We start from the raw sequence: 10,505 nt of genomic DNA, 5'->3' as shown, positions 1-10,505 counted from the left end.
TCTAAAACACTAAAAACAGTTGAGGCTATCCCTAAGGATAGCCTCAACTGTTTTTTTTATTCTATAAATAGTTACTTACTTACTTTTACTTTTTATCTGTTCTCAAGGTACCATTTTACTGTTTTTTGTATACCTTCTTCAAATTGCAATGATGGTTCCCAACCAAGTTCATTTTTCAGTTTACTAGCATCAATAGCATAACGAAGGTCATGTCCAGCACGATCAGTTACGAAAGTAATAAGCTTTTCCGAAGTACCTTCAGGTCTTCCTAATTGCTTATCTACTTCTTTGATAATTACTTTTACCAAATCAATATTACGCCATTCATTAAAACCACCTATATTGTAAGTATCTCCATCTTTTCCTTGGTGAAAGATTGTGTCAATAGCACGTGCGTGGTCTTCTACAAATAGCCAATCACGTATGTTTTCACCCTTACCATAAATAGGGAGAGGCTTATTATCCACAATATTATAGATGCATACAGGAATAAGCTTCTCAGGATATTGATGTGAACCATAATTATTAGAACAGTTAGAAATTACTATTGGTAGTTTATAGGTATTATGATAAGCACGCACAAAATGGTCTGATGAAGCTTTAGAAGCTGAATAAGGTGATTGAGGGTCATAAGGAGTCTGCTCAGTAAAAAGTGTATGATCCATTTCTAAAGCTCCATATACCTCGTCAGTTGATACATGATAGAAACGTTTCCCCTGCATATTATCTTTCCATGCTTCACGAGCAGCTTGCAATAAGCTCAGAGTACCCATTACATTAGTTTTAGCAAAGATGAAAGGATCTTCAATACTTCTATCTACGTGACTTTCGGCAGCAAGGTGTATCACCCCATCAATATGATACTTTACAAAAAGTTCTTTCATAGCCTCATAATCACAAATATCAGCTTGTATAAAAGTGTAGTTAGCAGCATTAGCTACATCAGCAACATTTTCTAGGTTACCAGCGTAAGTAAGTTTGTCTAAATTAAAAATATGATAATTCGGATATTTATTTACAAATAGCCTCACCACATGTGAGCCTATAAATCCAGCTCCACCTGTAATTAATATGTTTCTTTTCATTTATTTATTTATTTATTTGTCATTTCAAAAACTAATTCACCACCATTTAAAAGCTCTTGGTGCGAAATATGCCACTGGTTATAAACCTTACCATTAAGCGTAATTGATTGGATATATTTATTATCTTTAGATACATTCTTAGCCACTATCGTAAAGGTTTTACCATTAGGCAAGAGCATTGTTACTTTATCAAATAAAGGGCGACCAAACTGATACTCACTAGAAGCCGGATTCATAGGGTATAATCCCATTGCACTCCAGATGTACCAAGCCGACATCTGTCCGCAGTCCTCATTACCGCTAAGCCCGTTAGGGGTAGTATTGTACTGAGTCTGCAAGATGCGGTCTACCCAATACTGTGTTTTCTTAGGTTGCCCTGCCTCATTGAACATATAAGCTATATGATGGCTCGGTTCATTACCATGTGCGTATTGCCCTATGAGTCCTGAAATATCAGGAGAGGTATTATCACCCGTAATTTCTGAACTTTCAGTAAAAAGCTTCTCTAAGTGCGTTACAAAAGCCTCATTACCTCCAAATAGGCTGATAAGTCCTTGTACATTATGAGGCACAAACCAACTGTGTTGCCAAGCATTACCTTCGGTATAGTCTGTGTTTTCACGGTGGTCAGAGCGTTTAGGGTCAAAAGGAGTACGCCATTTGCCTTCTGTACTTTTACCACGCATAAAGCCTGTTTCTTTATCGAATAGGTGTATATAAGCTTTCGAGCGTTTTAAGAAGAAATCTGCATCCTCAGTCTTACCCAAAGCCTTCGCCATTTCTGCTACACACCAATCGTCATAAGCGTACTCAAGAGTAATAGTAACCGATTCGTCCACCCCTGCGTTATAAGGTATATAACCATATTTTTTATAAGCTTTTAACCCTCGATCGTCTTGCATCATAGTATTTTTCATTGCATTATAAGCCTTTTCAGCATCAAAACCACGTATACCTTTTAGGTAGGCTTCAGCTATCACTGCTACCGAATGATAACCAGTCATAGTATTGGTTTCATTACCATAAAGTGTCCAAACAGGCAATACTTTGTGTACCTCATAGTAAGCCAACATTGAGTTGATAATATCAGCAGTTACTTTAGGTTGCAAAAGTGTAAGTAATGGATGTTCAGCGCGGAATGTATCCCAAAGTGATAAGGTAGAATAAGCAGTGCCCTCTGTACGGACTGTCTCATCGTTTTGTAGTCTAAACCATCCATCTTTATCAGAGAAAGTTACAGGGGCTACTTGTGCGTGATAGAGGGCAGTATAGAAAATGGTTTTGAGAGAATCAACAGGAGTTTCTACTACTATACTGCTGAGAGTCTTCTCCCATTGTTGTTGCGCTAATGATTTGGTTTTATCAAAATTAGGGGCGTTGTATAACTCCAAGTTATCTAAAGCATTTTGTTCATTTACTGACGAAACGGCTACTTTTACCTCTAACTTCTCATCAGTATTATCAAAGAAGATTTGCCCTGAAGTAACATCCTCTTTGTGTTTTTGATAGGTAATATTTTTTATAGGTTTAGAGAACTGAATAGCAAAGAACACTTTTTGGTTTTCAGCCCATCCTGTGCTATAACGATACCCTGTGATAATATTGCCGTTGTTATTAGCGTCTAACTTCTTATTTGATTTACTAAATGAGGTTTTAGTAGGGCTATCCCAGTTAATAGCGTAGCCTAAATTAAGTATTACCGATTGTTCGGCACCCTTCTCAAAAGTATATCTATGTACACCATAGCGTTGTGCAGCAGTAAGTTCTACATTCACTTTAGGGTCTTCCAAATACACTTGGTAATAACCAGGTTCTGCCTTTTCGTTCTTATGGCTGTACTTTGATTTATAAGGAATCATATCCCGAAACTCTTGCGCATTTACAGGATATTGCTCTTTACGTCCATATTTTAGTTCATTAAGATCATATTTTTTAACAGTAGGCATTAGCAAAATATCATTTAAGTCGCCTATCCCTGTCCCACTAAGTGTCAAATGTCCAAAGCCTACCATAGTACTGTCCGAATAGTGGTATCCCGAACACCAATCCCAGTTACTAAGTCCATTCACAGGGCTTACTTGTATCATACCAAAAGGTGTAGTTGCTCCAGGATAAGTATGTCCATGACCTCCCGTCCCTATAAAAGGGTCTACATAGCCAATCATTGGCTTCTCAGGCACTATAGTTTCTTCTTGAATATTCGTTTTAGGCTCATTACAAGCCACTAAGACCAAAGTAATAGCAGCTAAAAAGCTTATATTTCTTAACTTCATAGTATTAAATTAATTAATTGCTGCAAAGGTACAAATAATTGCTAAATAAACAAAAAAAACAGCCCAAACTTTAATCCATATCTCGCCTTCATACCGCCTCCTACTTATAATCCATTACCTTTGCTTAAAATTCATATAATTCTCATTTTTATTGCGAATTATTCAAAAATCAACAAGCTCCATTATGCCTTTTTCTTTAAAATATAACCTATTAATAATCAAACCATTAAGTTGCTTCTCTTCTCCAAAGAAGCTTAGAGAAACCTTATAAGATGAACGAAGGATAAACGAACTATAAACGAACTATAAACGAAGTATAAGCCTTGATTGCTGAAAATCAACCACTTCTCTACCAAATCTTCTCTTTGCAAAATTCGCAATAAAATCCTCCAAAAGCTATATTTTCCTCATCCTTCGTTTATCTCTTCTTTACTTACCTTTACAGTACCCGTCGGGAAGTCCGTTTCCTCAATAATGTAGTTAAGCTCTTTTTCTTCCAAGTTCTTTAATATTTTCTTGCAAGTAAGTCAGCACCTATGGCACTCACAGCATAACCATTGAAGCCAAATTGCGATACATGCTAAGCAAAATTAGCGCGCGCACCGCCCAATACTTTTCTTTCAAGGAATACATCCCAAAGGATTTCTCCCAATCCTACTACTGTATTTTTCATTGTATAGTATCTTATGTTATTCCTTTATAAATTCGTAATGTTTCATTATCATATAATCTTCCTTGTTTTCTGGTCTGCTCGTCCATTTATCTTTTTCTTAAAAAATAACCTATCCAACTAGGGTGAGAGGCTAAAGCTTTTCCATTTCTTTTGTAAAAAAAAGTCCTTGTACATCCTTTTCCTATAATAATCGTATCTTTTTGTGAATATACAACACGAAAAGTAAAATACATATTACAATAAAATATATCATTCCCATTCTTCTTCTAAAATTATATAAATACGTTTTTTACTAAGTATGTTGTATTTTCCGTTTTTATAAAGCTGATATACGATCTCAAAAAGTGATCCGTCAACTACATTATAATAGAAAAGGTTGGTTACAAAATAATCTTTCTCTTCTTTTATAATAGTAGGTGTCATAGTATCTGTATATATTTTATAAATTCCTTTTTTTTCACATAATTCATTAAAATTATCATCAGGAAATACTTGTTCCATTAAAAACAAAAAATACAAAGCCTCTTCCTTTGTTTCAATAGGAGTTAATCCCTTTACAGCAGCTTTTTTATCCCATAGTTTAAACTTGTTTTTGTGCTGCTCTACAATACCCATTGCTGTAAAAGCATTTGCGAATCCATATCTATGCACTGATAACCAGTAAGGTATTTCTCTTTTGTGTTTTTTTAAATAATCATTATTATAACCTACCCAAATGCGACTTTCAGCTTCATATAAAGGATTTCCTTTTTTACTTTTTCTATATGCATATCTATCCACTCTTAATAAATTGTTTTTTTCAATTATAGGCATTATTTTTGCCTCAAAGGACATAGGTATAGAATCTACTTTGTTTTTATAGAAATCAAAAAGTGTAAACCTTTCATTTATAGCAACAAATGAAACGTTTTCTAACTTAACTTCTTTTTCTTCTGAAGGAAGTATTGTAAGTTTATAACCGAAGTGCTTAGGAAAAAACTCTTGTGCAGGCACAAAAGAAAAGACACTTAAAAGAATATAAAAAAGCAAACATTTTTTCATTAAAAGCATTTTTGTTACCGAAGAATATTTTCAAGGAGATTAGTATATTTTATTCAGTTTTCTATACCTTTAGGCTTAAAAGTATAACCATTAACTTCTCTATACGCCGTTAGAATATCATCTAAATCTGCAAACTGATAAATTCACATATTTATCAATTTTACTAAAACTCCCGACAAATGTAGTATTTTTTTTTAATCAGACAATTTTTACACATTAGTTTTCAGTACTTAAAGACTAAAACAAACAAAAAATGTAAGCCTAAAAAATAGCTTTTCTAAGCAAATCAACATATTTTTCTCCTCTGTAAGAAGCATCAAAATAGAGGTTTTAGGCAGAAATAAAAGAGTAAAAGTTAAATTTCAAAGCTTTTCTTCAAAAAAGTACCTATATGTAACTCATTGATTATCTATGATTAAGAATGTATTTTAACACAGTTCGTAAAAATTTAACTTTTATTTAACAGGTAGTTTAAAATAAAATTACTTACTTTGCTATTGGAAAAAGCGAGCTTCTGAGCCCACTATAAGCCTTTTATTTTAATCAACTAATGTAGTTTTAACTATGTCAATCAATGCCTTTATCATTTACTTGTCGGTAGAAATGAAATATTCTATCCACACGGTTGAGGCTTACAAGCACGACCTTAGGGCTTTTGAACGTTATGTTAAGAGCGAATATGAGAAGAAGGAGGAAGATTGTCCTTTGGAGCGAGCAGACCAAGAAGACATTAAGAAATGGATTATTAGTTTGTCGAACCAATCAATATCTTTTAGAAGCATCAACCGCAAACTGTCCGCTTTAAAATCGTACTATACTTTCTTGAAAAAAACAAAACAAATAGAAGTAAGTCCGTTTGAAAGAGGAATCTTTATGCTAAAAACCGAGAAAAAACAAAAATTGCCATTCTCGGAAGCCGAAATAGAGAAAGTACTGTCATACTTTTCAAGTAAAGGTTCTTTTGATGAGGTGCGAGATCGCGCCGTTATCGAAACCCTCTACGCAACAGGCATACGCCGCTCCGAATTAGCTAGCCTAAAACTAGCCGATGTCGATATGTCCCAACATTTATTAAAAGTTCAGGGTAAAGGAGATAAAGAACGCTATGTTCCCATCATCCCCGAGTTAGAAAAAACTCTTACCGAATACTTAGCAATAAGAGCCGAGATAGCCAATGAAAAAAGTAATGACTTCTTGTTTTTAGTCAAAAATGGTAAAAAAATTTACCCTACCCTAGTCTATAAAATAATACACTCCTATTTCAGTGCCGTTACAACAAAGAAAAATGTCAGCCCACACGTGCTAAGACACTCGTTCGCAAGCCATTTATTGGATAATGGGGCCGACTTGAATACCGTCAAAGAACTCTTAGGCCACTCCAGCCTGTCATCAACACAAGTTTATACTAATACAAGCTTGGTAGAATTAAAGAAACAGTACAAGAAGGCTCATCCACGCGGAAATGCCGATCTTGATGATAAATAAATTGTTTAACCTTAAAAATTAAAAACATTATGAAAGTACACGTACACCCTGTTGATTTTACAGTCGACCAAAAATTGGTTGATTTTATCCAAAAAAAATTGGATAAATTAGATAACTTCTATGATCGCATCATCGAAGCCGATGTGCATCTAAAGTTAGATAACACTACCTCAAAGGAAAATAAAATTGTCGAAGTAAAGGTACACATCCCAGGCGAAAGCCTCGTAGTAAAAAAACAATTCAAAACCTTTGAAGAAGGGATAGATAGCTCAATAAATCCGTTGGAAAGAATGCTTTTAAAGCATAAAGATAAACGTTAAATTTTTGTTAAAATTCTTTGGGTTTAATTTTTTTACCGTATCTTTGCAGCGTTTTATTGTACAATTAATTTAATTAAAGGATGAAAAAAAGCATTTTAGTTTTAGCTTCATTGTTTATCACTGGAGCTTATGCACAAGACTATAATAAATGGTCTATTGACGTAAATGGAGGAGTGAATAAACCTATTACTCCACTATCAGCTGGTTATTCTACAAGTACTCCTAACTTATGGGGTGCAAATGTAGGGGTTCGTTATATGTTGAACAACAAATTTGGTATTCGCTTGGGTGGTGGATATGATTCTTTCAAAGAAAAGAAAGATACCAACAAATTTGATTCACGTTACTGGAACGTAAACCTACAAGGATATGCCAACTTAGGTCGTGTTCTTAGCTTTGAAGATTGGACAAGTGATATTACCCTATTAGTACACGCCGGTGGTGGTTACGCTCAGTTAAGAAGCGACTACCTAGGAAGTAATGCTGACCAAATGCTTTTCGCTACAGCAGGTGTTACCCCAGAGATACGTCTTTCTAACCGTATTTCTTTGTTGTTAGATGCTTCGTTGTATGTAAATGCACGTCAGAATCGTACTTATGATACTTATGGAGTTGCTACCCGTCGTGGTTTCCAAGGAGCTCACTTTACCACTACTATTGGTTTGAACATCGCTCTTGGCAAACAATCACAACACGCTGATTGGGCTGTTACCTCATCTAAGAAAGATGATGAAGAAGTTGCTAAACGTGTTGCGGCTCTTGAAAACAATGTTGCTGACTTGAAAGACAAAGTAGGTAACAAACAAGATAAGATGAACGACGCTAATGGTAATGGTATTCCTGATGAAATCGAAAACTACTTGAACAACAACTACCAAGCTAAAAACGGTAGCACTGCTAACAATGGTGGTGATAGTGGTGTAATTGCTGATCTTATTAAGAAAGGTTACGTAAGCACTTACTTTGATTTCAACTCTTCTAAACCACAAACAGCTTCTACTTGGGCTATCGATATCATTGTTAAATATATGAAAGAAAACAGTGGTTCTCAAGTTACTATTTCTGGTTATGCTGATGAGTTAGGTGGTACTAACTACAACACTACTTTATCTCAAAAACGTGCTAACGCTGTTAAAGATATCTTAGTAAAAGCTGGTATCGATGCTTCACGTATCTCAGTTGAAGGTAAAGGTGAGGATACATCAGTTGATAAAAACTCTGCTGGTGCTCGTCAAATCGCACGTCGCGCTACTTTCAACTTGAAATAATCCAAGCTGATATAAATTTTTAAAAATAACGAACTAAAAATAAAAGAGGCTAGTCATTATGACTAGCCTCTTTTGTTTGTTCTAATAATTACCCTTTTCTATTAGGTCCATCAGTGTTTTACTCTAAGATAATCATTCTTCTACATTAAAAAACTCAGAATATTGCTAACTGTTTAAGTTTATTATCAGTAGAGCAATAAAAAAGAGGTATCCATATTTATGAACACCTCTTCCACTTTATAATTTTATAAGAGCTATAATATATTATTTAACTTCAGTACCATTAGTTATATTACTAGCATCAGGATTAATAAAGGTATATTTACCTTCAGAGTTTTCTACCATTAGTATCATTCCATTGCTCTCAACACCACGTAGTTTACGAGGCGCAAGGTTAGCAAGTACAGTTACTTTTTTGCCAACAATCTCTTCAGGACTAAAACTTTGTGCTATCCCCGAAACAATAGTACGCTCATCAATACCAGTGTCTACCTTTAAGATAAGAAGTTTATCTGCTTTAGGCATTTTCTCAGCAGAAAGAATAGTACCTATCCGAATATCCATCTTAGCAAAATCATCATAACTGATAAGTTCTTTTTGAGGAGCCACTTGAGTTTCAGCATTAGCTTGAGTTTCTTGCTTATTAGCTTGCTTGGTATTCTCTAAACGTTGTAATTGCTTTTCAATAGCTTCATCTTCAATTTTTTCAAAAAGGAGCTCGGCATTACATATTTGCTGTCCTGCTTTTAGGAGTTCAGTAGTAGTTGTTTTAACACTATCCCAAGTCGTATTGTTTAGCTGTAACATAGCTTTCAGCTTTTCAGAGGTGAAAGGTAAGAAAGGCTCACTAGTAATAGCCAAGGCAGCAGCTATTTGTAAGGCTACATACATTATTGTTTTTACGCGCTCAGGATCTGTTTTTATAAGTTTCCAAGGTTCTTCATCAGCTAAGTATTTATTACCTAAACGTGCGATATTCATCAGTTCTTGTTGCGCTTCTCGAAAACGGTAACGCTCTAATGATTGCTCTATTTTTTGAGTGATTTCAGTTATTTGTGCAAGAACTTCTGTATCTATTTCATTAAGGTTAGTTGGCTGTGGTACAATTCCTTCATAGTATTTTTGAGTAAGTACTACGGCCCTATTAATAAAATTACCAAAGATAGCAACTAACTCATTATTATTTCTAGCTTGGAAGTCTTTCCAAGTAAAGTCATTATCTTTAGTTTCAGGAGCGTTAGCAGTAAGCACATAACGAAGCACATCCTGCTGATTAGGAAAATCTTGTAAATACTCGTGTAACCATACAGCCCAGTTTTTAGAGGTTGATAGTTTGTTACCTTCTAAGTTTAAAAACTCATTGGCAGGCACATTAATAGGAAGTATAAAGCTGCCTTCAGCTTTTAGCATAGCAGGGAATATAACGCAATGGAATACTATATTATCTTTTCCAATGAAGTGTACAAGTTGTGTGTCAGGGTCACACCAGTAAGGCTCCCAGTCTTTACCTTCACGGGCAGCCCATTCTTTAGTAGAAGAAATATATCCTATAGGGGCATCAAACCAAACGTAAAGCACTTTACCCTCAGCTCCTTCAACAGGTACAGGGATACCCCAATCAAGGTCACGAGTAACAGCCCGTGGTTTAAGTTCATCATCCAACCAGCTTTTCACCTGTCCATACACATTAGGTTTCCAGTCAGATTTATGACCCTCTAATATCCATTTTTCTAAAAACTCTTGGTAACGATTAAGGGGTAAAAACCAGTGTTTAGTAGCTTTTAAAGTAGGTTTAGTACCAGTAATTGATGATTTAGGATCTATTAGGTCAGTAGCATTTAATGAGTTACCACAACGCTCACATTGGTCACCATAAGCCTCATTGTTACCACATTTAGGGCAAGTTCCAATTACAAAGCGGTCTGCTAAAAATTGGTGAGCCTCTTCATCATAGAGTTGTTCAGAAATTTCTTCAATAAAATCACCTTGTTCATATAGCTTTTTAAAGAAGTCAGAAGCTGTTTGGTGATGGATAGGTAAAGAAGTACGTGAATAATTATCAAATGAGATACCAAAATCTGCAAAAGATTGTTTGATAATAGCATGGTACTTATCTATAATAGCTTGTGGTGTTGTGCCTTCTTTTTTAGCTTTTATAGAAATAGCTACTCCATGCTCATCACTACCACAAATAAAAGCCACATCATTGTTCTTAAGGCGTTGATAACGCGCAAAAATATCGGCAGGCACATACACTCCAGCTAAGTGCCCTATGTGTATAGGACCATTAGTGTAGGGCAGTGCTGCCGTAATAGTATAACGTTTTGACATCTTTTTTGTTTAATTATTAAGTTCTAAAC

General features: G+C 35.1%; 7 protein-coding genes and 1 pseudogene. 3 read left to right on the top strand and 5 right to left on the bottom strand.

The annotated features are described in order from the left end of the window. Positions 1 to 92 precede the first annotated feature (92 nt). The 4 genes and pseudogenes from rfbB to C4H12_RS06695 all read right to left on the bottom strand — a co-directional run bounded on the left by rfbB (position 93) and on the right by C4H12_RS06695 (position 5,081). Positions 93 to 1,085 (bottom strand): dTDP-glucose 4,6-dehydratase, encoded by a 993-nt coding sequence (gene rfbB / locus C4H12_RS06710; RefSeq protein ID WP_106098229.1) that lies wholly within the window; start codon positions 1,083 to 1,085, stop codon positions 93 to 95. An 8-nt stretch (positions 1,086 to 1,093) separates the two neighbouring features. Next, positions 1,094 to 3,358 (bottom strand): GH92 family glycosyl hydrolase, encoded by a 2,265-nt coding sequence (locus C4H12_RS06705; protein ID WP_106098228.1) that lies wholly within the window; start codon positions 3,356 to 3,358, stop codon positions 1,094 to 1,096. A 434-nt stretch (positions 3,359 to 3,792) separates the two neighbouring features. Further along, a pseudogene (locus C4H12_RS13975) lies at positions 3,793 to 4,031 on the bottom strand (carbohydrate kinase); the annotation flags it as partial. A gap of 249 nt (positions 4,032 to 4,280) precedes the next feature. Beyond that, positions 4,281 to 5,081, bottom strand: coding sequence for a hypothetical protein (locus tag C4H12_RS06695; RefSeq protein ID WP_254424840.1), 801 nt, complete (start codon positions 5,079 to 5,081; stop codon positions 4,281 to 4,283). Positions 5,082 to 5,636: 555 nt separating this feature from the next. On the opposite strand from C4H12_RS06695, the gene C4H12_RS06690 reads away from it, so the two are divergent. The 3 genes from C4H12_RS06690 (at position 5,637) to C4H12_RS06680 (ending at position 8,145) form a co-directional block, all read left to right on the top strand. Further along, complete coding sequence (locus C4H12_RS06690) at positions 5,637 to 6,557, top strand: tyrosine-type recombinase/integrase (protein ID WP_106098226.1); 921 nt, start codon at positions 5,637 to 5,639, stop codon at positions 6,555 to 6,557. 29 nt (positions 6,558 to 6,586) lie between these two features. Beyond that, positions 6,587 to 6,877 (top strand): ribosome hibernation-promoting factor, HPF/YfiA family, encoded by a 291-nt coding sequence (gene hpf, locus C4H12_RS06685; RefSeq protein ID WP_106098225.1) that lies wholly within the window; start codon positions 6,587 to 6,589, stop codon positions 6,875 to 6,877. A gap of 80 nt (positions 6,878 to 6,957) precedes the next feature. Continuing rightward, on the top strand, positions 6,958 to 8,145 hold the full coding sequence (locus C4H12_RS06680) for an OmpA family protein (RefSeq protein ID WP_106098224.1): 1,188 nt from the start codon (positions 6,958 to 6,960) through the stop codon (positions 8,143 to 8,145). 264 nt (positions 8,146 to 8,409) lie between these two features. Here C4H12_RS06680 and metG read toward each other — a convergent pair whose 3' ends face one another. After that, a complete protein-coding gene (gene metG / locus C4H12_RS06675; protein WP_106098223.1) occupies positions 8,410 to 10,476 on the bottom strand; it encodes a methionine--tRNA ligase in 2,067 nt (688 codons plus the stop codon). Between the last annotated feature and the right edge of the window lie 29 nt (positions 10,477 to 10,505).

The organism is Capnocytophaga sp. oral taxon 878 (assembly GCF_002999135.1).
Taxonomy (GTDB): domain Bacteria; phylum Bacteroidota; class Bacteroidia; order Flavobacteriales; family Flavobacteriaceae; genus Capnocytophaga.
Note: the sequence above shows the minus strand (reverse complement) of the source record. Positions and strands in the feature narration are given on the sequence as shown.